At 69.0% G+C, this 23,624-nt stretch carries 21 protein-coding genes; 14 read left to right on the top strand and 7 right to left on the bottom strand.

The genetic code is table 11. The annotated features are described in order from the left end of the window. The 6 genes from D7V97_RS17515 to D7V97_RS17490 form a co-directional block, all read left to right on the top strand. Positions 1-1,694: ABC transporter ATP-binding protein (locus tag D7V97_RS17515; protein WP_120611788.1), on the top strand; the 1,694-nt coding region annotated here is incomplete at its 5' end. A gap of 326 nt (positions 1,695-2,020) precedes the next feature. Next, positions 2,021-2,254: a hypothetical protein gene (locus D7V97_RS17510; RefSeq protein ID WP_120611786.1), complete on the top strand. Its 234-nt coding sequence runs from the start codon at positions 2,021-2,023 to the stop codon at positions 2,252-2,254. A gap of 86 nt (positions 2,255-2,340) precedes the next feature. Continuing rightward, the gene (locus D7V97_RS17505) at positions 2,341-4,023 is read left to right on the top strand and encodes a CTP synthase (RefSeq protein ID WP_120611785.1); all 1,683 of its coding nucleotides are present in this window, start codon (positions 2,341-2,343) and stop codon (positions 4,021-4,023) included. Continuing rightward, positions 4,020-4,856, top strand: a complete 837-nt coding sequence (gene kdsA, locus D7V97_RS17500; RefSeq protein WP_120611784.1) for a 3-deoxy-8-phosphooctulonate synthase — start codon at positions 4,020-4,022, stop codon at positions 4,854-4,856. The genes D7V97_RS17505 and kdsA overlap by 4 nt, the downstream gene beginning before the upstream one ends. 23 nt (positions 4,857-4,879) lie before the next feature. Beyond that, positions 4,880-5,455 (top strand): HAD family hydrolase, encoded by a 576-nt coding sequence (locus tag D7V97_RS17495; protein ID WP_199728840.1) that lies wholly within the window; start codon positions 4,880-4,882, stop codon positions 5,453-5,455. A 43-nt stretch (positions 5,456-5,498) separates the two neighbouring features. Beyond that, positions 5,499-6,119, top strand: coding sequence for a response regulator (locus tag D7V97_RS17490; protein ID WP_120611782.1), 621 nt, complete (start codon positions 5,499-5,501; stop codon positions 6,117-6,119). Between the two features lie 126 nt (positions 6,120-6,245). Here D7V97_RS17490 and D7V97_RS17485 read toward each other — a convergent pair whose 3' ends face one another. Together D7V97_RS17485 and D7V97_RS17480 are read right to left on the bottom strand one after the other, a co-directional pair. Further along, the gene (locus tag D7V97_RS17485) at positions 6,246-6,692 is read right to left on the bottom strand and encodes an Hsp20/alpha crystallin family protein (RefSeq protein WP_120611781.1); all 447 of its coding nucleotides are present in this window, start codon (positions 6,690-6,692) and stop codon (positions 6,246-6,248) included. Positions 6,693-6,921: 229 nt separating this feature from the next. Further along, a complete protein-coding gene (locus tag D7V97_RS17480; protein WP_120611780.1) occupies positions 6,922-7,116 on the bottom strand; it encodes a CPXCG motif-containing cysteine-rich protein in 195 nt (64 codons plus the stop codon). Positions 7,117-7,196: 80 nt separating this feature from the next. Between D7V97_RS17480 and D7V97_RS17475 the strand changes: the two genes are divergently transcribed. After that, positions 7,197-8,048 carry a general secretion pathway protein GspE gene (locus D7V97_RS17475; protein ID WP_120611779.1) on the top strand — a complete coding sequence of 284 codons (852 nt, stop codon included), beginning with the start codon at positions 7,197-7,199 and terminating at the stop codon, positions 8,046-8,048. 10 nt (positions 8,049-8,058) lie between these two features. Here D7V97_RS17475 and serB read toward each other — a convergent pair whose 3' ends face one another. The 3 genes from serB to D7V97_RS17460 form a co-directional block, all read right to left on the bottom strand. Then, entirely contained in the window at positions 8,059-9,282 is a 1,224-nt protein-coding gene (gene serB, locus D7V97_RS17470) for a phosphoserine phosphatase SerB (RefSeq protein WP_120611778.1), read from the bottom strand. Positions 9,283-9,352: 70 nt separating this feature from the next. Beyond that, positions 9,353-10,978, bottom strand: coding sequence for a serine/threonine-protein kinase (locus D7V97_RS17465; protein WP_120611777.1), 1,626 nt, complete (start codon positions 10,976-10,978; stop codon positions 9,353-9,355). 56 nt (positions 10,979-11,034) lie between these two features. Then, positions 11,035-11,787 carry a TIGR02266 family protein gene (locus D7V97_RS17460; protein ID WP_120611776.1) on the bottom strand — a complete coding sequence of 251 codons (753 nt, stop codon included), beginning with the start codon at positions 11,785-11,787 and terminating at the stop codon, positions 11,035-11,037. A gap of 104 nt (positions 11,788-11,891) precedes the next feature. On the opposite strand from D7V97_RS17460, the gene nuoE reads away from it, so the two are divergent. The 7 genes from nuoE (at position 11,892) to D7V97_RS17425 (ending at position 20,186) form a co-directional block, all read left to right on the top strand. After that, positions 11,892-12,380, top strand: a complete 489-nt coding sequence (gene nuoE / locus D7V97_RS17455) for an NAD(P)H-dependent oxidoreductase subunit E (protein ID WP_120611775.1) — start codon at positions 11,892-11,894, stop codon at positions 12,378-12,380. Positions 12,381-12,420: 40 nt separating this feature from the next. Beyond that, positions 12,421-13,761: an NADH-quinone oxidoreductase subunit NuoF gene (gene nuoF, locus D7V97_RS17450; RefSeq protein ID WP_120611774.1), complete on the top strand. Its 1,341-nt coding sequence runs from the start codon at positions 12,421-12,423 to the stop codon at positions 13,759-13,761. Continuing rightward, a complete protein-coding gene (locus D7V97_RS17445; RefSeq protein ID WP_120611773.1) occupies positions 13,758-14,264 on the top strand; it encodes an NADH-quinone oxidoreductase subunit J in 507 nt (168 codons plus the stop codon). Before nuoF ends, D7V97_RS17445 begins: the two co-directional genes overlap by 4 nt. Before the next feature lie 81 nt (positions 14,265-14,345). Next, entirely contained in the window at positions 14,346-14,675 is a 330-nt protein-coding gene (nuoK, locus tag D7V97_RS17440; RefSeq protein WP_120611772.1) for an NADH-quinone oxidoreductase subunit NuoK, read from the top strand. 25 nt (positions 14,676-14,700) lie between these two features. Further along, positions 14,701-16,923 carry an NADH-quinone oxidoreductase subunit L gene (gene nuoL, locus D7V97_RS17435; RefSeq protein WP_120611771.1) on the top strand — a complete coding sequence of 741 codons (2,223 nt, stop codon included), beginning with the start codon at positions 14,701-14,703 and terminating at the stop codon, positions 16,921-16,923. Then, positions 16,920-18,611 (top strand): NuoM family protein, encoded by a 1,692-nt coding sequence (locus D7V97_RS17430; protein WP_120611770.1) that lies wholly within the window; start codon positions 16,920-16,922, stop codon positions 18,609-18,611. Before nuoL ends, D7V97_RS17430 begins: the two co-directional genes overlap by 4 nt. A 15-nt stretch (positions 18,612-18,626) precedes the next feature. Next, the gene (locus D7V97_RS17425; RefSeq protein ID WP_120611769.1) at positions 18,627-20,186 is read left to right on the top strand and encodes an NADH-quinone oxidoreductase subunit N; all 1,560 of its coding nucleotides are present in this window, start codon (positions 18,627-18,629) and stop codon (positions 20,184-20,186) included. Between the two features lie 583 nt (positions 20,187-20,769). Here D7V97_RS17425 and D7V97_RS17420 read toward each other — a convergent pair. After that, positions 20,770-22,227: a sigma-54 dependent transcriptional regulator gene (locus tag D7V97_RS17420; RefSeq protein WP_199728839.1), complete on the bottom strand. Its 1,458-nt coding sequence runs from the start codon at positions 22,225-22,227 to the stop codon at positions 20,770-20,772. Beyond that, positions 22,224-23,624 (bottom strand): GAF domain-containing sensor histidine kinase (locus D7V97_RS17415; RefSeq protein WP_147444844.1); only part of this gene is annotated, 1,401 nt, incomplete at its 5' end. The genes D7V97_RS17420 and D7V97_RS17415, both read right to left, overlap by 4 nt.

Raw genomic sequence — 23,624 nt, 5'->3', positions numbered from 1 at the left:
GCCCCGAAGTCCCCACCCTGGTGCTGGCCACCTGCTTCCTCGTCATCAGCAGCGGCGCGAGCCTCGCGTTCCCGCAAGGCATCCGCATCCTCATCGACGACGCCCTCAACGCGAAGAACCGCGCGCTCATCGACCGGGCCGCGCTCATCATGCTGGCCGTGTTCCTGGTGCAGGGCGTCGCCACCGCGCTGCGCGCCTACTTCTTCACCGTCGTGGGCGACCGCGTGGTGATGCGCCTGCGCCGCGACTTCTTCCACCGGCTCATGGACCAGGAGGTGGCCTTCTTCGACACGCACCGCACCGGAGAGCTCACCAGCCGGCTCGCGTCCGACACCACCGTTCTGCAGAACACCGTGAGCGTCAACATCTCCATGGGCCTGCGCCACGCGGTGCAGGCGCTGGGCGGACTCGTGCTGCTCTTCTACACGTCGCCCACGCTCACGTTCCTGATGCTCGGCATCGTCCCCCCGGTGGCCGTGGGCAGCGTGCTGTACGGCCGGCGCGTGCGCCTGATGTCACGCCAGGTGCAGGACGCGCTCGCCAAGGCCAGCGAGGTCGCGGAGGAGAGCCTGTCCGGCCTTCGCACCGTGCGCTCGTTCGCGGCGGAGCCGTCGGAGGTGACACGCTACGGCAACACCGTGCGCCATGCCTTCGAGGTGGCCCGCGGCCGCGCGCTCCAGTCCTCCACCTTCATCGGCGCCGTCTCCAGCGCGGGCTACATCGCCGCGGTGGTGGTCTTCTGGTACGGCGGCCGGCTGGTGGTGGAGGACCAGCTCACCATCGGCGCCCTCACCTCGTTCCTCATCTACACGATGCTCGTCGCCATGTCCCTGGGCTCCCTGGCGGACCTCTGGGCGGACTTCATGCGCGCCTCGGGCGCCGCCGAGCGCGTCTTCGAGCTGATGGACCGCGAGCCCACCATCCCCGCCAGGGGCGGCGAGCGCCCCGCCACCGTCGAGGGCCGGGTGGAGTTCCAGGACGTGCGCTTCGCCTACCCCTCGCGCCCGGACGTGACGGTGCTCCAGGGCATCAACCTCACCCTCCAGGCCGGCGAGGTCGTCGCCGTGGTGGGCTCCTCCGGCGCCGGCAAGTCCACCCTCGCCGCGCTCCTGTCCCGCTTCTACGACCCGCACCAGGGCCGGCTGCTGCTCGACGGGCGCCCCCTGGACACGCTCGACCCCACCTGGCTGCGCCGCCACGTGGGCATGGTCGCCCAGGAGCCGCTGCTGTTCTCCTGCTCCATCGGGGACAACATCCGCTACGGCCGCCCGGACGCCACCGACGCGGAGGTGGAGGCCGCCGCCAGGGCCGCGCACGCGCACGACTTCATCACCCGCTTCCCGGACGGCTACCGCACGGAGGTGGGTGAGCGCGGCGTGCAGCTGTCCGGCGGCCAGAAGCAGCGCGTCGCCATCGCGCGGGCGGTGCTGAAGGATCCGCGCATCCTCGTGCTGGACGAAGCGACGTCCGCCCTGGACGCGGAGAGCGAACACCTGGTGAAGGACGCGCTGGAGCGGCTGATGCAGGGCCGCACCACGCTCATCATCGCGCACCGGCTGTCCACCGTGGCCAACGCCCACCGTGTGCTGGTGCTGGAGTCCGGCCGCGTGGTGCAGAGCGGCACCCACGCCTCGCTGATGACGCAAGAGGGCCTCTACCGCCGCCTCGTGGAACGCCAGGTTGTCGCCGCCTGAACGCTCGCTCCGCGGACTGCCCCACCCTCCCCGCAGTCTGCGTGGCGCGAAAAAGGAAGGCGCATTACTTCAAGCGCCTCAAGAAAGGAGGTGATGCCTTGATCGACAGCATGAATCAGGCGTCTACCTCCGTCGCGGTGGCCTGCTAGCGAGGGTCTCCTCGGCGGTGGTTGACGCCCGCGGTACCGGTCGCCTCCGTCCTTGCCGACGGGGGCGACTTTTTTTGTCCCCCTCCCTGCTGGGAATGTCCGCCCGGGCCGCCGGTTCGAGGCGCCGGGGGAAAGAGCCACCCACGCCTGCCGTGGTCGCCTGTCGGAGAGAACCTCGTGTCCATCACGCCCTGTCCCATCCCCCTGCCCTCCGCCCTCCGTGACGAGGAGATGGTGGACACCCAGCGCAACCTCTTCTGTCCCAACTACGACGCCTGCCTCCACCAGGTCGTGAAGAAAGGCTGGGAAGGCTGGAGTTGCCGTGGTTGCGACCTGCGCCGCTTCCGCGTGGGCCAGCCGGACGCCCAGCAGTTCGCGGTCGCCCGACCGGGCGGTTGGGACGCGCAGTGAAGGTCCGGCGGGCCTCCCGGGGCCTGCCAGCCGTCCCGCCGGCAGAGATTATTTGACGCCCCCTGGCCTCCTTGGCAGGAAGGGACATGCGCTCCAAGAAAACCAAGTTCATCTTCGTGACGGGCGGCGTGGTCAGCTCGCTGGGGAAGGGACTGGCCTCCGCATCCATTGGCGCCCTCCTGGAGAACCGCGGGCTGGACATCACCCTCATCAAGCTGGATCCCTACATCAACGTGGATCCGGGCACGATGAGCCCCTTCCAGCACGGCGAGGTCTTCGTCACCGAGGATGGTGGCGAAACCGACATGGACCTGGGCCACTACGAGCGGTTCACCCACGCCCGGATGAGCCGCCTCAACAACTTCACCTCCGGCCGCATCTACAACGCGGTCATCACCAAGGAACGTCGCGGTGAGTACCTGGGCAAGACGGTCCAGGTGATTCCCCACATCACCGACGAGATCAAGGCCAGCATCCGCCAGGCCTCCCAGGACGTGGACGTCGTCATCGTCGAAGTCGGCGGCACCGTGGGCGACATCGAGTCCCTGCCCTTCCTCGAGGCCATCCGCCAGATGCGCTACGACGTGGGCAGCCAGAACGCCGTATACATCCACCTGACGCTGCTGCCGTACATCGGCGCCGCGGGCGAGGTGAAGACCAAGCCCACGCAGCACTCGGTGATGAAGCTGCGGGAGATTGGCATCCAGCCGGACTTCCTGCTGTGCCGCACCGACCGCGAAATCTCCCGCGAGCTGAAGGACAAGATCGCGATGTTCTGCAACGTGGACAACGGCAACGTGTTCACGTCCCCCGACGTGCGCAGCATCTACGAGCTGCCCCTGGAGCTGCACCGCCAGGGCCTCGACGAGCGGCTGGCGGAGGTGCTCAACATCTGGAGCCGCGCGCCCCACCTGGAGAAGTGGGAGACCATCGTCCGGAAGATCTACGAGCCCGCGCGCGGTGAAGTCACCGTCGCCATCGTGGGCAAGTACGTGAACCTCACGGAGAGCTACAAGAGCCTCAACGAATCCCTGCTCCACGGCGGCATCGCCAACGACGTGCGCGTGAAGCTGCGCTTCGTGGACAGCCAGGACGTGGAGGCGCAGGGGCCGGAGGCGATGCTCGGCGGCGTGGACGCGGTGCTCGTCCCCGGCGGCTTCGGCGTGCGCGGCACCGAGGGGAAGATCGCCGCGGTCCGCTACGCGCGGGAGAACAAGCTGCCCTTCTTCGGCATCTGCCTGGGCCTCCAGATGGCGGTGGTGGAGTTCAGCCGCACCGTGCTGGGCCTCCAGGGCGCCAACAGCCTGGAGTTCGACGAGCACACCGCGCACCCGGTGGTGACGCTGATGGAGAGCCAGGTGAAGGTGCAGGACAAGGGCGGCACCATGCGCCTGGGCAGCTACGCGTGCGCCCTCAAGCCCGGCACCGTCGCCCAGAAGCTCTACGCCCAGGACAACATCCAGGAGCGCCACCGCCACCGCTACGAGGTCAACAACGCCTACCGCGGCCGGCTCCAGGAGGCGGGGCTCGTCATCTCCGGCCACAATCCGGAGCTGAATCTGGTGGAGATGATCGAACTGTCGGATCATCCGTACTTCGTCGGCTGCCAGTTCCACCCCGAGTTCAAGAGCAAGCCCTTCGCTCCCCACCCCCTCTTCTCCGGCTTCATCGGCGCGGCGCTCGCCCAGCGGGACTCCAACCGCGGCGCCACCATCCCGGCCACGGCCACGGCCACGGCCACGGCCACGACCACCCCGGTGCGCGCATGAGCACGACGCCTTCCATCCAGCTGTGCGGTCACAAGGTCGGCCCCGGCGAGCGCCTCTTCGTCATCGCCGGCCCCGACAGCATCGAGTCCGAGGAGATGGCCCTGCGCCACGCCCACCTCCTCAAGGGCATCACCCAGCGGCTGGGCGTGCCGTATGCCTTCAAGTGCTCGTATGACAAAGCCAACCGGACCAGCGGCAAGTCCTTCCGTGGCCCCGGTTTGAAGGAAGGTCTGAGAATCCTGGACCGCGTGAAGCGCGAGGTGGGCGTGCCCGTGCTCACGGACGTCCATGAAACCAGCCACGTCGGGCCAGCCGCTGAAGTCGTGGATATCATCCAGATACCCGCCTTCCTCTGCCGCCAGACGGACCTCGTGGAGGCGGTGGCCCGCTCGGGCCGGGGGGTGAACTTGAAGAAGGGACAGTTCGTGGCCCCCAAGGACATCGTCCACTCGGCGAGGAAGGCCGTGGAGACGGGCAACCCCAACATCCTCGTCACCGAGCGGGGCTCCTCCTTCGGCTACAACAACCTCGTGGTCGACATGCGCGGCCTGGCGCAGATGCGCGAAGCCGGCCTCGTCGTGTGCATGGACGCCACCCACGCCGTGCAGCTGCCCAGCTCCAGCGACGGGAAGACGGGCGGCGAGCGGAAGTTCGTCTCACTGCTGGCCCGCAGCGCCGCCGCCGCCGGGATTGACGCTTTATTCACAGAAGTCCACGAAGACCCCGACCGTGCCCTGTGTGACGGTCCGTGCTCGCTCAATCCACAGATGTTCGAGGACGTGGTACGAGATGTGCTCAGCATCCGTCGCGCGCTGGGTCACGAAGCCGGTTGATGGACGCGAAAGGTGAGGAGGCCATGCAGACGGAAGCGCCTTCCAAGCCGGGCAGGGAAGAGCTGACGTCGCGTGCGTCGCGCGTGCGACTGCTCGTGTTCGACGTGGATGGCGTCCTCACCGACGGCGGCCTGTACTACGGCGGCGACGGCGAAGTGATGAAGCGCTTCAACGTGAAGGATGGCCACGCGCTCGTGATGGCCCGGCTGGTGGGGCTGCCCGCCGCCATCCTCACCGCGCGCACCTCCCGCATCGTCGAAGCGCGAGGCCGAGAATTGGGCCTCGCCGCCGTCTTCCAGGGTCGCCGGGAGAAGGGCCCTGCCCTTGATGAACTGCTCGCCCAGCTCCAGGTGCCCGCGGACGCCTGCGCCTACATGGGCGATGACCTCAACGACCTGGACCCCATGTCCCAGTCAGGGCTTTCCGCATGTCCCGCGGATGCGGTTCCAGAGGTGCGCCAGGAGGCGCACTTCGTTACCCAGAACGTTGGCGGTCACGGAGCCGCCCGCGAGTTGGTGGAGTTGTGCCTCCGTGCCAGTGGCCGTTGGGATGACGCCGTGGGTCTGATGAGAAGGGCAGATAAACGCAGCACGTCGTAGGTGGGTTGATCAAACCCCGCATTCAAGGTAGGTGTTTATTTCCATGGCTAGTGGAACGATGCAGTCCGAGGGGAGTACGGCGATGACGGACCAGCTCTACACGACGCACGACATCAGTCGGTTGCTTCAGGTGGACCCGTCGACGGTGAGCAAGTGGATCGACCGCGGCATCCTGATGGCCTTCCGGACTCCGGGCGGCCACCGTCGGGTGCGTTCGACGGACCTGCGCACCTTCCTGGTCACCCACCAGATGCCCGTGCCCGAGGAGCTGGGCAGCAGCACGGTGCGCCTGCTGGTCGTGGACGACGAGCGGCAGACGTTGGACGCCATCAAGCGCGCGTTCAAGCCGCACGCGAACCAGGTGGAACTTCAGACGACGACGAGCGGCGTGGAGGCGCTGCTGCTGGTGTCGGAGCAGAAGCCGCACGGAATGATCATCGACCTCAACATGCCGGACATCGACGGCATCGAGGTCTGCAAGCGCATCCGCGCTCGCAAGCAGATGGAGGGCGTGCGGCTCATCACCATGACGAGCCTTCACACGCCCGACGTCGTGGAGCAGTCGAAGCAGGCCGGTGCGGTGGCGTGCCTGGCGAAGCCGCTGGACGTGACGCAGGTGATGGAGCTGTTCCGGGTGCCTCTGGCGCTCAACGTCCGCAAGTAGAGAACGAGGGCTTCCGCCTGGCCCACAGCGGAAGCCCTCGAGTCGATGGATGCTTGCGGGAGCCGCCGCGCCTCGTGCCTGCGAAGGCAGCGGCCTCCCTGAGCGGTGACAGGTGATGCATGCGCATCAACCCTGGACCTTCACCTGGACGACGCGGGGCCTGGTCTCCTCGCGACGCGGCAGGGTGAGGGACAGCACGCCGTTGTCGTAGCGGGCCTCCACGCGGCTGGCATCCACCGTGTTGGGCAGGCGGAACTGGCGCGCGTAGACCCCCGCGGGACGCTCCTGGCGACGCAGGGTGGCGCCCTCCGCCACGGCCTCCGCCTTGCGCTCGGAGCGCACGGTCAGCACGTCGTTCTCCACCTTCACCTGGATGGCCTTGGCGTCATGGCCCGGCAGGTCGATGCGCAGCGTGATGCCGGCCTCGGCCTCGAGGATGTCGGCCGCGGGCGTCAGCGTGTGCTCCATGTCCGGACGGGTGTTGCCCGAGGACAGCTCGCGGAACAGCAGGTCGAAGTCGCGCAGCAGGGGCAGCGTCACGGCGGCGTTGTAGGCATTGCGGTGGGTCAGCATGGTCGTCTCCTGTTCGTGTCGTCCCGAAGGACGCACGTCGTGCGTTGCACAGTCGTTCTTGAGTTCGGCGGCCGTGCCCCCCGCGCCTCGTTTGCGGGGGGGCCCGGCAGCGCCTCACAGACTCAAAAGAACCATGCTTCGGGACGTGTCAAGCAACGGCCCCGGCCGTCCCGGACCGCGCTCCAGGAGCCCCCTGCCCGGCCGCCTGCCCCCCAGCCGGGAGGCCCGCTCAGTCGTCGTCGCGGCCCAGGGTGACGAAGGCGCCGTCCTCGTCCCGGGTCACCTTCACCTCCCAGGGACGGCAGCAGACGGGGCAGTCCTCCACGTAGGCCTCGGAGGAGGCGCCCAGCGAATCCACGTCCACTTCCACCTCTTCACCGCAGTACGGGCACGTCTGGGTGGCGGCATCCGCGAAGGGCTGCATCGTCGGCCTCCTTGCTCTCAAGGCATGTTCGGTGACGTGGACTGAGCGTCCACGCCATCAGACGCTAGAATCCCCACCCCATGGCTCCCCCTTCCCGGAATCGCATCGCGGACATCCTCATCAAGGCGCGCGTCATCGACGAATTGCAGCTGCGCAGCGCGCTCGCGTCGCTGGACCAGTGGGGCGGACGCGTGTCGCGCGTCGTCGCGGACCTGGGGCTGGCGTCCGAGGAGACCATCACCCAGGCCATCTGCCAGGGGCTGGGAATGCCCCGCGTGCAGCTGGGCAACCTGACGAAGGACGCGGCCGCGCTGGCGCGCGTGGACGTGACGCTCGCCGAGCAGAAGGGCGTCTTCCCCGTGCAGCTCAAGGACAACGGGAAGACGCTGGTGCTGGCGATGTCGGACCCCACGGACCTGGCCACGCTGGACCAGGTGGCGGCGCGCAGCCGCGCCCGCGTGGTGCCCATGGTCGCGGGGGACCGTGAAATCGAGCACGCCATCCTGCGCAACTACCGCAACCAGGAGCCGGTGGAGAAGAAGCGCTTCAAGCCCGACACGAAGCCCCAGGAGGAGGGCGAATTCCCCGAGGAGGAGGATTTCAAGGTCGTGGACATGAGCGGCAAGACGATCGTGAAGCGCATCAGCGACATCGTCGACCCGAACGCCGCGCCCCCCGCCGCCGCCGCGCGCGCCCCGGCGGCGGACACCGCCGCGTCCGCCGCCGCGGGCTCCAGCGCCTCCGACATCCTGGATGAAATCCTGGCGGGCGGCTCGCCCACCTCCGAGTGGACGGAGGCGGACCTGCAGCGCCTTCAGACGGTGCAGCAGAACCAGGAGAAGAGCTCCAAGATCCTGCGCGCGCTGCTGGAGCTCGTCTTCGAGAAGGGCGCCGTGCAGCAGCGCGAGCTGGCCGCGCGCATGCGCCTGTAGCGCAAGGCCCTCAGGTCACCTCGCGCAGCTCGCGCGCGGTGAGGCCCAGCAGGTACAGGATGGTGTCCAGCCCGCCGGCGGAGATGGACGTGTCGGCGGCCTCGCGCAGCCGGGGCTTGGCGCGGAAGGCGATGCCCAGCCCCGCCTTCTCCAGCATCAGCAAATCGTTGGCCCCGTCGCCTACCGCGATGACCTGCTCCAGCAGGATGCCCTCCTGCTTCGCCAGCGTCTCCAGCAGCTCCGCCTTGCGGCGCGCGTTGACGATGGTGCCCACGGTGCGGCCGGTGAGCTTGCCGTCCGCGGCCTCCAGCGTGTTGGAGTACGCGAAGTCGATGCCCAGGCGGGCCTGGAGCGCCTCGGCCGCCACGGAGAAGCCGCCGCTGATGACCGCGGTGCGGTAGCCCAGCCGCCGCAGCACGCGCAAGAGCGTCTCCGCCCCTTCCGTGAGCGGCAGGTTCGCCGCCAGCTCCCGCACCACCTGCACGTCCAGCCCGGCGAGCAGCGCCACGCGCTGGCGCAGGGACTCGTCGTAGTCCATCTCTCCGTGCATCGCGCGCTCGGTGATGGCGGCCACCTTCGCGTGGACGCCGTGCGCCCGCGCCAGCTCGTCGATGACCTCGATGCGGATGAGCGTGGAGTCCATGTCCATCACCACCATCCGCTTGCTCCGCCGGTAGAGGCTCTCGCGCTGGAGGGCCACGTCGAACGTGGTGCTCTCCATGGACAGCGCCAGCAGCGCCTGCTTGAGCGCGGACGGATCCACGCCCGGCGGCAGCGTGACGTGCAGCTCCACCGACCCCAGCGGCGTCTCGCTCAGGCGGGTGATGCGCTCCACGCGCGCGCCCTGCGCCGCGAGCCGCGCCGTCAGCGCGTGCACCTCGCGCGCGCCCAGCGTCCTGCCCACCGCGGTGACGACGTAGCGCAGCGGCTCCGGGCCCGGAGGCGCGGAGGGGGACATCGCCACGGGGGCCACCGCCCGCACGTCCACCGTGACGCCCAGCTCGCGCGCCAGGGCCCGCAGCGCCTGCAACGGGCCTTCGTCGCCGGCGCTTCTGACGCTGTCGGGCAGGCGCACCAGGAGCGCCAGGGTGAGCAGGCCCTGCACCACCACCTGCTCCACGTCGAGCAGCTCCGCGCCCACGTCCGCGAGGAAGCCGGTGAGGCGGGCGGTGGTGTCGGGGCCGTCCCTTCCCGTGACGGTGAGGAGGACGCTGTCGGAGGGGCGTACGGTCATGACGCACCGCAGTCTGACAGCCTGTCCTGGGACGGGCGAGCCTCGCGTGGAGGCCCGCCTGCCCGTTCACTCAATCCTGCTGCGGATCCGAGGAGACGATGAGCGCGCCGCGCTCCAGGTACTCGCGCTCCGGGAAGGCCTTGTAGAAGTCCTCCAGCATCGCGTCCATGTCCGGGTAGCGCTGCTCGCGCTTGTCCTGGGTGGCCTTGTCGAAGAGCTGATCCAGGCCGCTGGGCGCCTCCGGGTTCACCTCCGAGGGCAGGGGCGAGCGGCGGCCCGGAATCTGCCCGGTGAACATCTCGTAGAGCAGGATGCCCAGGCCGTACACGTCCGCGGACGGGCCCGGCTCCTTGGCGCCGGCGACCCGGTTCATCAGCTCCGGCGCCATGTACGCCATGCCGCCCATGCCCATGAACACCTGGGGCATGCCCTTGGTGGCGTCCACCTCCACCACGCGGCTCATGCCGAAGTCGGCGAGCTTCGCGTTGCCGTACGCGTCGAAGAGGACGTTCTCCGGCTTGAGGTTGTGGTGGGTGAGCCCCGCGGCGTGCGCGGTCCGGAGGCCGTAGGCGAGCTGCAGGAACGTGCGCAGCGCGTGCGGCACGTCGATGCCCTTGCCGCCGCTGGACTCCAGCCGCTCCTTCAGGCTGCCGCGCATCAGCTCCACCACGAAGTAGGGCCGCGCGGACTCCACGTTCTGGTCGAGGATCTGCACCACGCCCGGGTGGCGCACCTGCGCCTGCGCGCACAGCTCCTTCTTCAGCCGCTTGAGGACCTCACCGCGCTGCAGGAAGGAGAAGTAGCCGAAGATGTCCTTCAGCTCCTTGATGCAGATGTCCAGGCCCAGGGCGTTGTAGCGGCCCTTGAAGACCGTGCCCAGCGGGCCCGTGCCAATGGGGTCGAACTTCTGGTAGCGCAGGTCCAGGTCGCTGGCGCCCTTCGCCGCGGCGGCGGCATTCGGGACCGGGGCCGCGGGAGCGGATGTCGTCGGAGGAGGGGGCATCGGAGCGGGCGTGGCGGCGAGCGGAGAGGTGATGACCAGGGGTTGGGGGGCGCTGGGGACTGGTGTCGGCGGCGAGGGCGGAAGTCCGATGAGCGTCTCCCGGCGCGGCTCCGGCACGTCCTGCCAGGCCGACGGCACGGGCGTGGCGATGGGAGCGATGGGAGCGGCGGCCCCCTGCGGCCCGCCAGCGCCCAGCTCCAGCGCCGGCATCGCCACCCGGTGGGTGCGCGTCGGCGGTACGGGCGGCGGGCCCCCGTGGGACGGGGCATGGGAGGCCCCGGCCTCCACCTCGGCCTCGTCCAGCAGCAGCTCCGGCGGCGGCGGCGGGACGCTGCTCATGGGCTCGTCCTCGTCCAGCGGACGGCCAATGTGCGTGGCGTCCTCGGGCGCGAGGAGCTGATCGGCGAAGAACTCGTCGACCTCCGATGAGAAGCGGTCCTGCAGGTCCCCGCCCACCACGCGCTCGCCCTGTTCGGTGAGCTTGAGCTGGGCCTCACGGTCCATGGCGATGTAGTGGAACTTGCGCAGGAAGAAGAAGTAGTTGTCGAACTCCAGCGAGACGGACGGTTCGAGGGCGGCCTTCACGTCGGCCAGCTTGTTCGAGCGTCCCAGGCGGCCGTTCTCCCGCAGATTCTGCAGGATGAGCAGCGCCTCGCCACTGACGGTGTCACGATGGATTGCGGGCTTCGTCATGGGTGCGCGGACTCTACGCGGCACCACCCCGGCGCTTCAACGTCTGCCGCGACGAACTACTTGATGCGCAGCAGCTGCTTGACCGTCTCCAGGACTTCCACGAACCGCACCGGCTTGCGCAGGTAGATGTCCACGCCCAGCTGCATGGCCCGGTCCTGGGCCTCCTTGCCACCCGCGGAGATGGCGATGACGGGGATGGACTTGAGCGCCTCCTCCTCGCGGATGCGCTCCACCAGGGCGAACCCGTCCATCACCGGCATGTACAGGTCCAGCATCACCAGGCTGAAGCGGTCCTCGCGCAGCCGCAGCAGGGCGTGGTGCCCGTCCGGCGCGAAGTGGACCTCCAGGGGCACCTTGCCGTGCAGGTCGTTGCTCGCGAGCTTCTTCAGCACGTAGCTGTACATCTCGATGATGTGGGGGTTGTCCTCGACGATGAGCACACGGTACCCGTCCTGCTCGGAGGGGGTCGTCGCGCTGTCGTCAGGTCCCGCCGCACTCAAGATGTCACCCAGTCGCCGCCGATCCTGCTCGCTCTCCACACGGATGCCGACGCCCCCCGGCTGATCGGGGGCGGCCAGCCGCACCCAGGCCACGGTGCCGCCGACTTCTACCGGATCCAGCAGTCCCGGGAAAGAAAGTGCAAGCCGAAGCTCGTCCCCGACGACGAAGAGTTGCTCCGTCTGCACGAAGAACCCCCCGGCGGACAGGTTCTCCGTCACGTCCCTGAGCGGACGCCCATGCGGGTAGTCCACCCGGAGGATGGTGGGGATACGGGGGTGCTGCCGCTGGTCCGCAGGGTCCGGGCTCATAACAAGGGGTTGAAATCGCTCGGAAATTTGCTGATGGCGGTCCAGTCTACCGCCGAGGGTTTATGTTGACAACGAAGCCATTGCGGCAATACGTACGGCCCGCCATGGCGGAGCCCCTGTTCACTCCTGAAGAGCAGAAGAAGTTCGACGCGGGGATCGCGGAAATCCTCTCGCACTACCCCTCTGATCGCAAAAGCGCCGGGATGTTGCCCGCGCTTCGCCTGCTTCAGGACCTCAAGGGCTGGTTGCCGCCCGAAGGCCTGCGGTTGGTGGCGAAGAATCTGGAAGTCACGCCGGAGCGCGCCTACGAGGTCGCCAGCTTCTACGTGATGTACCACCTGAAGAAACCGGGCAAGTACGTCATCGACGTCTGCACCAACCTGTCCTGCTCGCTGTGGGGGGCGGAGAAGATGCTCGCCTACCTGGAGCAGAAGCTGGGCATGACGGCGGGGGAGACGAACGAGAAGTTCACCCTGCGCGAGACCGAGTGCCTGGCGTCCTGCGGAACGGCGCCCTGCCTGCAGATCAACGAGGACCACCACGAGCGCCTGACCCAGGCCAAGCTGGACGCCATCCTGGCCCGGCTGTCGTGAGTCGCTCCTCCTCCCCCTCGCTTTCCTAGGACACCCATCCATGGCCTCTACGGCAAAGGCGGTTGAACCCGTCATCTCGGCGGCCTGGGGCAAGCCCCAGTCCTGGACCCTGGACAGCTACCGGCAGCGCGGTGGCTACGACGGGCTCAAGCGGGCGCTCACGATGGAGCCCCAGGCCATCATCGACGAGGTGAAGAAGTCCAACCTCCGCGGTCGCGGCGGCGCCGGCTTCCCCACGGGCATGAAGTGGAGCTTCGTCCCCAAGGACAGCCCCAAGCCCAAGTACCTCGCGGTCAATGGCGACGAGTCCGAGCCGGGCACCTTCAAGGACCGCTACATCCTGGAGAACGACCCGCACATGATGCTGGAGGGCATCGCCATCGCGTCGTACGCGCTGGGCGTGCACACCTGCTACGTGTACCTGCGCGGTGAGTTCAAGTTCCAGGCGGAGCGCACCCAGGCGGCCATCGACGAGGCCTACAAGGCCGGCATCTTCGGCAAGTCCATGCTGGGCAAGGACTTCCAGCTGGACTGCTACGTCGTCCGCGGCGCGGGCGCGTACATCTGCGGCGAGGAGACGGCGCTGCTGGAGAGCCTGGAGGGCAAGAAGGGCTGGCCGCGCCTGAAGCCGCCCTTCCCCGCCGTGGTCGGCCTGTTCGGCAGCCCCACCGTGGTGAACAACGTGGAGACGCTCGCCAGCGTGCCCTGCATCCTCGCCAAGGGCGCGGAGTGGTACGCGAAGCTGGGCACGGACAAGTCCGGCGGCACGCACCTGGTCTGCCTGTCGGGGTCGGTGAACCGGCCGGGCGTCTACGAGGTGGGGATGCACACCACCATCCTGGAGCTCATCCACGACGACCAGTACGGCCAGGGCATGCCCAAGGGCCGCAAGGTGAAGGCGGTCATCCCGGGCGGCTCCTCGGCGCCGGTGCTGGGCGCGGACGAGCTGGACGTGGCGCTGGAGTTCGAGGCGCTGAAGATGAAGCAGACGATGGCCGGCTCCGGCGGCGTCATCGTGATGGACGACGCCACCTGCATGGTGCGCAGCCTGTGGCGCGTGGCCCGCTTCTACGCGGAAGAGTCCTGCGGCCAGTGCACGCCGTGCCGCGAGGGCACGCCCTGGCAGACGCGCCTGTTGCGCAAGATTGAAGAAGGCCGCGGCGAGCCGGGCGACATCGACATGCTGTCGAACGTGGCGTCCTCCATCGCGCCCTACCCGCCCATCGGTCTGGGCAACACCATCTGCGCGCTGGGCGACGCGGCGGCACTGCCCACGCACTCCTTCCTCATGCGGTTCCGGGACGAGTTCGAGGCTCACCTGCGGGAGAAGCGCTGCCCGTTCGGTGACCGCCCCTGGGGTTCCTACGGAGACTGGTCTTGAACACTGAGTTGGTTCTCTTCGGCGTTTTCGCCGTCATGACGCTGGTGTCGGCGGGGCTGGTCATCACGGCGCGCAGCCCCATCAACTCCGCCATGGCCCTGGTGTCGACGTTCTTCTTCCTGGCCGGCATCTACGTGCTCCTGTGGGCGCACACGGTGGCCGTCATGCAGGTGCTCGTCTACGCGGGCGCCATCATGGTGCTCTTCCTGTTCGTCATCATGCTGCTGAACCTGGGGGAAGCGGCCCACCGCGGCCGCCCCACGGTGACGCGCATCCTGGGAGGGGCCTCCGCGTTCGGCCTGCTCGCCGTGCTGGCCGTGACGCTCGGCCGCACCCAGGCCCTGCCCGCCCAGATGAGCGCCGAGGTCCAGGGGAAGTTCGGCACCATGGCCGCCATCGGCGAGTCCATCTTCACCACCTGGCTGCTCCCCTTCGAAGCCGTCAGCCTGCTGCTCCTGGTGGCGATGGTGGGCGCGGTGGTCGTGGCCAAGTCCCGGATCTGATCCCCGCCTTCGGACAACTTCTGCTAGATGGCGCGGGCGGGCTGGTGCAGCCGTCCGCCTGAAAGCCAAGAGCTTCCGCACATGGTCCCCATCACCTACTACCTCCTGCTGGCCGCCGCGCTCTTCTGCATGGGCATGTTCGGCGTGCTGGTGCGCACCAACGCGCTGGTCGTCTTCATGTGCGTGGAGCTGATGCTCAACGCGGTCAACCTCACGTTCCTGGCCTTCGCGCGCATGCACGGCGCCCTCGGGGGCGGCCCCAACGCCGTCTTCGGCGTGGGGCACGTGTCCGCCTTCTTCGTCATCGCCGTGGCGGCCGCGGAAGCGGCCATCGGTCTGGCCATCGTCATCGCGGTCTTCCGCAGTCGCGGCTCCGTGAACGTGGACGACATCCGGACGATGAAGCACTGAATCCCGTCACTCCCTGAGCCCATCCATGGACGGAATCGTCGAATTCTTCAGAACGGCACCCATCCCCCCCGAGGTGTTCTCACCCTCGCTGGGATTGATCATCCTGCTGCCGCTCCTGGGCGCGTTCGTGTGCGGCGTGTTCGGCAAGTGGCTGGGCCGCGCGAACGTGCACCTGGTGGCGTGCTCCGCCATCGCCGGCGCCTTCGTGCTGAGCCTGATGGCCTTCTGGGCCACCAGCGACGCGGCGGGCGGGCGCGTGGTGAGCATGCCCAACGCGTTCGGCCTGGACCGGGACGTGGTGCGCTACGCCATCGCGCATGACTACGGCACCTGGTTCGCGGCGGGCGACTTCCGCGTGAACTTCGGCCTGCTGGTGGACCACCTGTCGGGCATCCTGCTGCTGGTCATCACCGGCGTGGGCTTCCTCATCCACCTGTACTCCACCAGCTACATGGAGCACGACGACGGGTACTGGCGCTTCTTCGCGTACCTGAACCTCTTCGTCGCCGCGATGCTGACGCTGGTGATGGCCGACAACCTGGTCCTGCTCTTCGTGGGCTGGGAGGGCGTCGGCATGGCCAGCTACCTGCTCATCGGCTTCTGGTACACGGACAGCGCGAAGGCGTGGGCCGGCCGCAAGGCGTTCGTCACCAACCGCATCGGTGACTTCGCGTTCCTCATCGGCACGTTCCTGCTCATCCTCACGGTGAGCGCCTTCAACCGCCAGGCGGACGCGCGGGACTACGCTGTCGCGGGCACCTCCCGGGCCCGCTACGAGCAGGGCCTGTCGGAGAAGGGCCCCGTCACCTTCAAGGGCCTGGAGAAGATGGCGCTCGCCCTGCCCGAAGGCATGGGCGGCGCGGTGTCCCTGGAGACGCCCATCGAGGCGGGGCCGTTGTCCGGCTACACCTTCGGCGGCGTGATGACCGCCACGATGCTGCTGTTCCTCCTGGGCGCCGCGGGCAAGAGCGCGCAGCTGCCGCTGTACGTCTGGCTGCCGGACGCGATGGCCGGCCCCACGCCGGTGTCCGCGCTCATCCACGCCGCCACGATGGTCACCGCGGGCGTGTACCTGTTCTGCCGGATGAGCTCGCTGTTGGTGCTCTCCCCCACCGCCATGGCGACCATCGCCATCGTGGGCGCGCTCACGTCGCTGCTGGCGGCGCTCATCGCGTTCGCGCAGGACGACATCAAGAAGGTGCTCGCCTACTCCACGGTGTCGCAGCTGGGCATCATGTTCATGGGCGTGGGCATGGGCGTCTTCTGGGCGGCCGCGCTGCACCTGGTGACGCACGCGTGCTTCAAGGCCTGCCTCTTCCTGGGCGCCGGCAGCGTGATGCACGGCAACGGGGACGAGACGGACATCAAGAAGCTGGGCGGCCTGTGGAAGGAGCAGAAGTGGACGCACGCCACGTTCCTCGTCTCCACGCTGGCCATCACCGGCATCATTCCGCTCTCCGGCTTCTTCTCCAAGGACGCCGTCTTCCACGGAGTGCACCACAACCACCTGCACGAGCTGCACTGGGTGTCGGGGCTGGTCTACGCGCTGGGCCTGGTCATCACCGCGTGCACGGCGTTCTACATGTCGCGCGTGTACCTGCTGACCTTCACGGGCCGGCGCTCCCCGGAGGCCAAGGTGGCGCACGCGCACGAGAGCGCGTGGCACATGACGCTGCCCCTGGTCATCCTGGCGTTCCTCAGCATCGTGACGCTGGTGTACGCGCTGCCGCTGATGCCGCGCTCGGGTGGCGGCTTCCAGCCGGTGTTCGAGAACTTCCTGAGCCCCGTGCTGCGCCCGGCGGAGGCCGTGGCCCGCACGGCGAAGACGGTGGCGCTGGACACCAGCTCCCCTGCCTTCGTGGACTACCTCATCGCGTGGATGGTGGCCCTGTCCGGCGGCGCGACGGCGGCGTTCCTCTACCTGAAGTTCTTCCCCGCCCAGGTGGGCAAGCCGGTGCCGGCGTTCGCCCGCGCGGTGCGCCGCACGGCGCAGAACAAGTTCTACGTGGATGAGCTGTACGAGTTCATCCTCATCCGGCCGGTGAAGTTCGTGGCCTTCATCCTCTTCCGCGTGGTGGACGCGCTCGTCATCGACACGGTGCTGGTGCGCGGCACCGCCTACGTGACGGAGAAGGTGGGCTTCGGGCTGCGCCGGCTCCAGACGGGTGACGCGCAGGCCTACGCCGCCATCATGGCGCTCGCCATCCTGGGCGGCGCGGTCTACGCCCTCCTGCAGGTGCTTTCATGAGCTTCTTCGACACCCACCTGTTGAACGTCGTCATCTACCTGCCGCTCGTGTTCGCGGCGCTGGTGCTGATGCTGCCCTCCACGGAGCACGGGCAGGTCCGCACCATCACGTTCGTGGGCATGCTGCTGGACCTGGTGTTCGGCGTCTGGGCGTACTTCCGCTTCGAGCCCTCCGGCGCGGAGTTCCAGATGGAGTTCCGCGTCCCGTGGTTCCAGCAGTTCGGGATGAGCTACCACCTGGGCGTGGACGGCCTCGCGGTGAGCCTGCTGCTGCTCACGGTGTTCCTGGGCCCGCTGGTGGTGCTCGCCTCCACCACGTACATCCAGCACCGCATCAAGGAGTTCCACCTGGCGCTGCTGGTGCTCCAGACGACGATGCTGGGCGCGCTGGCGTCCATGGACGTCCTGCTCTTCTACATCTTCTTCGAAGCCATGCTCATCCCCATGTACCTGATGGTGGGCGTGTGGGGCGCCGAGGACCGGCGCATGGCGGCGGTGAAGTTCTTCCTCTACACGCTGGTCGGCTCGCTGCTGATGCTGGTGGCCATCGTGGCGCTGTACTTCGTGAGCGGCGCCCCGGGCACGCGCTCGTTCGACTACGGCACGCTCTACAACAACCTGCTCGGCGCCAATCAGCAGTTGGCCGCGTGCGCCAGCGGTCCTGAAGGCGCGTGCGCGTCGCTGACGGGCCTTGCCGCCACGCTGCACACGTATGGCCCGTGGATGTTCGCCGCGTTCGCGCTGGCGTTCGCCATCAAGGTCCCGATGTGGCCGGTGCACACCTGGTTGCCGGACGCGCACGTGCAGGCGCCGGTGGCGGGTTCCATGATCCTGGCCGGCGTGATGCTGAAGATGGGCACCTACGGCTTCTGGCGCTTCGCGATCCCCCTGTTCCCGGTGGCGGCCCAGGCGGCGCGGCCGTTCCTCGCGGTGCTGGCCGTGATTGGCATCGTGTACGGAGCGCTGATGTGTCTGGCGCAGCGGGACATCAAGAAGCTCATCGCGTACTCGTCCGTCAGCCACCTGGGCTACTGCATGCTGGGCCTGCTGGCGGTGACGAGCGAGGGCGCCACGGGCAGCGCGTACCAGATGCTGAACCACGGCGTGTCCACGGGCGCGCTGTTCCTCCTGTTCGGCTTCCTCTACGAGCGCCGCCACACGCGGCTGATGTCGGACTACGGCGGCATCGCGAAGGTGATGCCGGTGTTCACCGCGGCGTTCGTCATCATCACGTTCTCGTCGGTGGCGGTGCCGGGCACCAACGGCTTCATCGGTGAGTTCCTGGTGCTGATGGGCACCTTCAAGAGCACCCTGCCCCTGGGCTTCGGCGCGTTCGCCACGCTGGGCGTCATCCTGGGCGCGGCGTACATGCTGTGGATGGTGCAGAAGGTGTTCTTCGGCGGCATCACCCACCGGGAGAACCAGCACCTGCGCGACATGAACATCCGCGAGATGCTCACCACGGCGCCCTTCATCGTGCTGGTGGCGGTGATGGGCCTGATGCCGCAGCCCTTCCTGGACCGCCTCGCCCCGTCCACGGATCGCTACGTGGCGCGCGCCAGCGTGGGCGCTCCGGGCGCCCTCCAGGCGAAGGACGACCAGCTGCGCGTGGAGGTGATGTCGCTGCCCTCCACCGCCGCGGCGGCCCGCCCCTCCGTTCCCGCCGCGCCGCTCGCCGCTCGCGAGTAGGCCCCGAAAGACTCCATGAACCTGCCAAACCTCATTCTGGCGGATTTCCTCCCCCTGCTGCCCGCCATCATCATGGTGGTGGCGGCCTCCGTCCTGCTGCTGTCGGAGGTGTTCCTCTCCGCCACGGCGTCCCGCGGCTACCAGGCGGTGCTCACCGTGGTGGCGGCGGCGGCCAGCGGCGCCGTGGCCGTGGGCCTGATGTTCGAGCCGCCGCGCGAGGTGTTCCTCGGCTTCGGCGTGTTGGATCCCTTCTCCAGCTTCCTCACCCTGGTGGTGAGCGTGGGCCTGGGGCTGGCGGCGCTGAGCGCGGTGGGCTTCCTGCGCAAGCGCGGGGCGGAGCGCGGTGAGTTCTACGCGCTGATGCTCTTCGCGTCCGCGGGCATGAGCCTGCTGGCCATGTCGTCGGAGTTCATCACCATCTTCATCAACATCGAGGTGCTCTCCATCGCGACGTACGCGCTGACGGCGTACCTGCGCCGGGGCACCCGTCCGAGCGAGGCGGGCTTCAAGTACTTCATCCTGGGCGCCTTCTCCTCCGCCGTCCTGCTGTACGGCACGGCGCTGCTGTACGGGGCCACGGGCACGACGAAGCTCAACGACATGGTGGGCCCGCTGCAGCAGGCGCTCTCCACCAATCCGGCGCTCGTCTACGTGGGCGCGGTCCTCATCGCCGCGGGCTTCGCGTTCAAGGTGGCGGCCGTTCCGTTCCACATGTGGACGCCGGACGTGTACGAAGGGGCTCCCACGCCGGTGACGGCGCTGATGAGCGCGGGCGTGAAGGCGGCGGCGTTCGCCTCGCTGGTGCGCGTGTTCCTCACGGTGGGCAAGGGCATGGACCCCAAGCTGCCGCTGATGCTGTTCGCCACGCTGGCGCTGCTCACCATGGTGGCCGGCAACCTGATGGCCATCCCGCAGCGCAACGTGAAGCGCATGCTGGCGTACTCCTCCATCGCGCACGCGGGCTACCTGCTCCTGGGCGTGGCGGCGCTGTTCGTCACCGCGCCGGGCGAGCACTTCCGCGTGCTGGCCGCGTCGTCCCTGTCGGGCGGGACGCCGCTGGACGTGGCGCGCTCGGACGCGCTGCGCGGCATCCTGTACTACCTGCTGGCGTACACCTTCAGCGCGGCGGGCGCGTTCGCGATGGTGTCCGCGCTGGAGCGCCGCGAGGACGAGGAGAAGGGCACCGCGTGGGACCTGGAGCGCTTCGCGGGCCTGGCGCAGCGCCGGCCGGGTTGGGCGTTCGCCATGGCGGCCTTCATGCTGTCGCTGGGCGGCATCCCCCCCACGGTGGGCTTCATGAGCAAGCTGCTCATCTTCCAGGCCGCCATCGACGTGGGCCTCGTGGGCCTCACCATCGTCGCGGTGCTCTCCAGTGCGGCGGGCGCGTATTACTACCTGCGCGTCGTCGTCTACATGTTCATGCACCCCGTCCCGGAGGGCGCGCAGCCCCTGGAGCGCAACTGGGGCACGGAGGCCGCGCTGGTCATCTCCACCGTGGCCGTCGTCCTGCTGGGCATCCTCCCCGGCCACGTCACCGACTGGCTCGCCCAGGCGGGCACGCTGTTCGGCCAGTAGCTCCCGGCTCGCAGCGCCCGTAGCACCCGACGCCCGTCGCGGCCCCTGGCCCGGCGGGCGTTGTCGTTGCGGGGTTGCGGTGCGCGTGTGACGCAGGCCGGCAGCGGATCCGCGCATGACGCAGGCTGGCAGCGGAGCGGCGCCGGAGCCGGAAGCGGCGTCACGGCCCCGCGGGCATTGCAGAAGTGAAATGGGCGGAGGGCGCGGCGGGGAGGCTTGGAGCGGAAAAGAAGGCGGCCCGGCACCCGGAAGGGTGTCGGGCCGCGGGTCTTCTCAAGGTGACACACCGGAAGTGCTGAAAGGGTGGGGGGGAACCACTTTCAGCCTCGCTTCGATGCGTCCCGGACCTAAGCCTTAGCAGGTGCCATGCCAGCCGCCTCGCGAAGCAAAACTCCAGGGTTCTCAGGCACTTGGAGGGGCGGACAACACTGCCACCCCCACCTTCCGGCATTGCAGGGCTGAAATCGCGTTTCAGATTTGAAAAGGCCTAGCAAAACCAGGGGTTTGTTTTTTTCAACCTTGAACGAGCCCGATTTCGGATCTGCACTCGCCCTGGAGAGGGGTGCGACACGGACTCCAAGGCCTACTCGCGGGCGCCCGCGGGCGGCCGGAGGTTGAGGCGCTTCATCTTCCGCCACAGCGTCGTGGAGGAGACGCCCAGCTCGTCCGCCACGCGGGCCAGGTCCACGCCGTGGCGCTCCAGGGCCTGGACGATGGCGCGGCGCTCGGCGTCCTCCACCACTTCTGCAAGCGTGGGGCCGCCGGACGACTCCGGGCCCGTGGCGCGGGCCTCCGTGGGGGGCAGGCCCAGGCCGCCCGGGCCGGGGGAGGCCGCCGGGAGCACGCGGCCCTGGGGGCGCAGCGGGAAGTCCTCGGGCAGCAGCTCGTCCGCTTCCGCCAGCGCGGCGGCCTGCTCCACCAGGTTCTCCAGCTCGCGCACGTTGCCGGGGAAGTTGTACGTCATCAGGTGCTCCACGGCCGTGGCGGACAGGCGCCGGGGCCGGGGGCTGCGGGCGTTGGAGCGCTGCAGGAAGTGTTCGGCCAGGGCGGGCACGTCCTCCAGGCGCTCGCGCAGCGGGGGCACGCGCAGCATCACCACGTTGAGGCGGTAGTAGAGGTCCTGGCGGAAGCGCTTCTCGCGCACCTCCAGCTCGATGTCGCGGTTGGTGGCCGCGGCGATGCGCACGTCCACGCGCAGCGCGGTGGACTCACCCACGCGGCGCACCTCTCCGTCCTGGAGCGTGCGCAGGAGCTTGGACTGGAAGGTGGGGCTCGTCTCCGTCACCTCGTCGATGAAGAGCGTGCCGCCGTCCGCCTCCTCGAAGAGGCCCCGGCGCGTCTTCACCGCGCCGGTGAAGGCGCCCTTCGCGTGGCCGAAGAGCTCGCTCTCCAGGAGCGTCTCGCTGATGGCCGCGCAGTTGACGGGCACGAAGGGCTGGCCGCTGCGGCGGCTGTGCGCGTGGAGGGCGCGGGCCACCAGCTCCTTGCCCGTGCCGCTCTCGCCCTGGATGAGGACGGTGGCGTCGCTCTGCGCGACGCGCAAGAGGCGCGTGGTGAGGTCGCGCATCGCCTGGCTGCGGCCCACCAGCGCGGACAGGCCGTGGCGCTGGTTGAACTCGGTGGCGAAGTTGTCCACCGCCGCCTGCAGCTTGGCCCGCTCCAAGGCGCGCTCCACGCGGTAGCGCAGCTCGCCTTCCTTGAAGGGCTTGGTGACGTAGTCGTACGCCCCCAGGCGCATGGCCTCCACGGCGCTCTCGATGGAGCCGAAGGCCGTCATCATGATGGCCTGGAGGCGCGGGGCCACCTCCAGCCCGCGCTTGAGGAGCGTGAGCCCGTCCATGGGCTCCATCTTCAAATCCGTGAGCAGCAGGTCCACCCGGCCCTGCGCGAGCACGCCCAGGGCCTCCTCGCCGGTGGCGGCCTCCGACACGGTGTAGCCCTCGCCTTTCAGGAGCAGCGCGGTGGTGGCGCGCATGTTGCGTTGGTCGTCCACCACGAGGATGCGTCCTCGGGGAATCGGGGTGGTCGCGTCGGTCGTCATGGGAAGGACAGGGGCTGCGTGAGGGGCAGCCGGAAGATGAAGGTGGTTCCGCGTCCCGGGGCACTCTCCACCGCGATCTCACCGCGGTGTTCGTCCAGGATGCGCTTCACCACCGCGAGGCCCATGCCGGTGCCCTGCGCCTTGGTGGTGAAGAAGGGTTCGAAGACGCGGTGGAGCAGCTCGGCCGGGATGCCGGGCCCCTGGTCCGTCACGTCGATGCGCAGCTGCTCCCGGCCGCCGTGCGCCTCGCGGCGGGCCTTCACCTGGAGCTGGCCGCCCTGGGGCATGGACTGCATGGCGTTGACGGCCACGTTGACGAGGGCCTGGCGGATGAGCCGCCGGTCCATGGGCACCGGAGGCATGTCGGGCTCCACCTCCGAGTGGATGTGCACCGGCCGCTCCGTGGCCCCCAGCGCCTTGGCCCCCTCCAGCGCATCCTGGAGCACGCGCCGCAGGTCCTCGTGCTGGAGCACCGGGTTGCGCGGGCGGGTGTAGTCCAGCAGGTCCGCCACCATCCGGTTGAGGCGGTCGCTCTCCTCCACCAGGATGTCCATCAGCATGCCGGCGTCGCCCTCCAGCTTCACGATGCGCCGGAGGGACGCCACGGCGTTGAAGATGACGCCCAGGGGGTTTCGCACCTCGTGCGCGACGATGGCGGACAGCTCGCCCAGGGCCGCGAGCCGCTCGCGCTTCACCATCTCCGCGCGGGTGGCGGCCAGCTCCGCGTAGCTGGCCCAGAGGGACTCGTAGAGGCGCGCGTTCGCGATGGACAGCGCGAGCTGACCGCAGGTGGCCTCCGCCAGGTCGATGAGCTCCGGGCCGAAGGGACGCGGGCCGCGCACGTCGTCCACCATCACCACGCCGATGAGCTCCTCGCGCGACGTGAGCGGCAGGCCCAGCAGGGCCTTCTCCCCCAGGCGTTCGACGAGCGCGGTGCTGGCGGACGCGCCGCCCCGGGACAGGTCTTCGAGGGCGATGGGCTTGCGCTCCCGGGCCACGCGCGCGGCCAGGTCGTCGCTGTCGAGCGGCACCACCACCGTGCGGAACAGGTCGCGGTGGGCCGCCGACGCCGCCGCGCCCCGGAGCACCTTGGCCTGCTCGTCGTAGAGCAGGATGAAGCAGTTGGACACGTCCAACAGGTGCACGAGGAAGTCGGACGCGACGTCCAGGATGCTCGCCGTCTCCAGCACGCCCGACGTGGTGCGTGCCAGGTCCAGGAGGAGGCGCGTCTCGGTGAGCTGGCGCGCGGACTCGGCCCGGAGGCGGCGCTGCTCCAGCAGCATCACCAGCAGCTCCGCGAGCGTGGCCAGCAGCCGCGCGTCGCGCGCGTCGAACGGCTTGTCCTTCTGGCGCAGGGCCTGCACCACGCCGCCCCCCTCCCCGCCCCGCGTGAGCCG

Origin of the sequence: Corallococcus sp. CA053C (assembly GCF_003611675.1) — a bacterium.
GTDB lineage: Bacteria > Myxococcota > Myxococcia > Myxococcales > Myxococcaceae > Corallococcus.
Note: the sequence above shows the minus strand (reverse complement) of the source record. Positions and strands in the feature narration are given on the sequence as shown.

What these genes read in the sequence shown, in the direction of transcription:
- D7V97_RS17505 (WP_120611785.1), top strand. Translation starts at nt 2,341, where the DNA reads ATGCGCTCCAAGAAAACCAAGTTCATCTTCGTGACGGGCGGCGTGGTC.
- D7V97_RS17490 (WP_120611782.1), top strand. Translation starts at nt 5,499, where the DNA reads ATGGCTAGTGGAACGATGCAGTCCGAGGGGAGTACGGCGATGACGGAC.
- nuoF (WP_120611774.1), top strand. Translation starts at nt 12,421, where the DNA reads ATGGCCTCTACGGCAAAGGCGGTTGAACCCGTCATCTCGGCGGCCTGG.
- nuoE (WP_120611775.1), top strand. Translation starts at nt 11,892, where the DNA reads ATGGCGGAGCCCCTGTTCACTCCTGAAGAGCAGAAGAAGTTCGACGCG.
- D7V97_RS17465 (WP_120611777.1), bottom strand. Translation starts at nt 10,978, where the DNA reads ATGACGAAGCCCGCAATCCATCGTGACACCGTCAGTGGCGAGGCGCTG.
- D7V97_RS17420 (WP_199728839.1), bottom strand. Translation starts at nt 22,227, where the DNA reads ATGACGACCGACGCGACCACCCCGATTCCCCGAGGACGCATCCTCGTG.
- D7V97_RS17485 (WP_120611781.1), bottom strand. Translation starts at nt 6,692, where the DNA reads ATGCTGACCCACCGCAATGCCTACAACGCCGCCGTGACGCTGCCCCTG.
- D7V97_RS17475 (WP_120611779.1), top strand. Translation starts at nt 7,197, where the DNA reads ATGGCTCCCCCTTCCCGGAATCGCATCGCGGACATCCTCATCAAGGCG.
- D7V97_RS17495 (WP_199728840.1), top strand. Translation starts at nt 4,880, where the DNA reads ATGCAGACGGAAGCGCCTTCCAAGCCGGGCAGGGAAGAGCTGACGTCG.
- nuoL (WP_120611771.1), top strand. Translation starts at nt 14,701, where the DNA reads ATGGACGGAATCGTCGAATTCTTCAGAACGGCACCCATCCCCCCCGAG.
- D7V97_RS17480 (WP_120611780.1), bottom strand. Translation starts at nt 7,116, where the DNA reads ATGCAGCCCTTCGCGGATGCCGCCACCCAGACGTGCCCGTACTGCGGT.
- serB (WP_120611778.1), bottom strand. Translation starts at nt 9,282, where the DNA reads ATGACCGTACGCCCCTCCGACAGCGTCCTCCTCACCGTCACGGGAAGG.
- D7V97_RS17460 (WP_120611776.1), bottom strand. Translation starts at nt 11,787, where the DNA reads ATGAGCCCGGACCCTGCGGACCAGCGGCAGCACCCCCGTATCCCCACC.
- D7V97_RS17425 (WP_120611769.1), top strand. Translation starts at nt 18,627, where the DNA reads ATGAACCTGCCAAACCTCATTCTGGCGGATTTCCTCCCCCTGCTGCCC.
- nuoK (WP_120611772.1), top strand. Translation starts at nt 14,346, where the DNA reads ATGGTCCCCATCACCTACTACCTCCTGCTGGCCGCCGCGCTCTTCTGC.
- D7V97_RS17430 (WP_120611770.1), top strand. Translation starts at nt 16,920, where the DNA reads ATGAGCTTCTTCGACACCCACCTGTTGAACGTCGTCATCTACCTGCCG.
- kdsA (WP_120611784.1), top strand. Translation starts at nt 4,020, where the DNA reads ATGAGCACGACGCCTTCCATCCAGCTGTGCGGTCACAAGGTCGGCCCC.